Origin of the sequence: Acinetobacter sp. ANC 5378 (genome assembly GCF_013004315.1) — a bacterium.
Classification (GTDB): Bacteria; Pseudomonadota; Gammaproteobacteria; order Pseudomonadales; family Moraxellaceae; genus Acinetobacter.
Genome location: NZ_JABERK010000098.1, coordinates 1 through 927, shown reverse-complemented (window position 1 = coordinate 927; position 927 = coordinate 1). Strand labels below are relative to the sequence as shown.

Below are 927 nucleotides of genomic sequence, written 5' to 3'. Positions count from 1 at the left end.
TGTTATTCCCAAGTAGAAATGTCCTACCTAATAACCAAATAGAAATGTCCTATATGGACATTTCCAAGTCAAGCACAGGATTCAGATTTCGTTGTTGAATTGCTGTTTTCTGTGCACGTCTGCTTGGCATCTTTTGAGAACGATTGCGTTTGTTTTGTTGTTCCAGTTCTTCATGCTGTTGTTGGATATGATTCAGAACAGCACCCAACCGTTTATTCTCAACAATCTCTCGCTGGTTGAGCTGACTTAATTTATCGAAGATGCTGTAATTGATCTTCCGGCCTTCATGCATGATGGCTACAGTACCATCCGGGTATTCTAGAAACTCAAGATATTTACCAATCAGCCTCTGGTTTTCTTCTGTACTCTCCAGGAGATATACACATTTATCATAAGTAATGGTCAGGCTATTGGTGACTCTACGTGGCTCTCGCCAGGTAAAAATATCATCTAATTGCTCAGCTGTTTCGGTGGCAGAGCGGTGTAAGTTCTTAGGATTAAAGGCCATCTTTGCAAACTTGAGATTGAACTGCTCAATAAAGCAGGGTAACCACTTATTCGCATCTGCAATCGAACTGATACCTTCCAGGCGCATCTCCTTAATCAGACGGTCCTGAAGGGTTCTGTTGGCCCGTTCCACCCGTCCTTTGGCCTGAGGGGAGTTAGCGAAGATGATATCGATATTGAGGGTACTGAGTACGCGTCCAAACTGGGTAATCTTGCTGTCTTTCTTGCTGCTTTGATTCACCCTAAAGACTGAATGTTTGTCGCTGTAAAACGCTAAAGGCTTACCATGCTGTTCAACATACAAGCGTGTCGAAATCATATAGTCAAAGGCTGATTCTGATTCACAGAAGCGTAAATGCTGCAATTTGCCTGTGGCATCATCGATAAAGACTAGCAGACAGCATTTAGCGGCTCTTCCTT

Annotated in this window: 1 protein-coding gene; it reads right to left on the bottom strand. The window is 43.0% G+C overall.

Features of this window, described 5'->3' with window-relative positions; genetic code table 11:
• Positions 1 to 49 precede the first annotated feature (49 nt).
• On the bottom strand, positions 50 to 927 hold an 878-nt coding region (locus tag HLH16_RS15500), incomplete at its 5' end, for an ISNCY family transposase (RefSeq protein ID WP_171529993.1).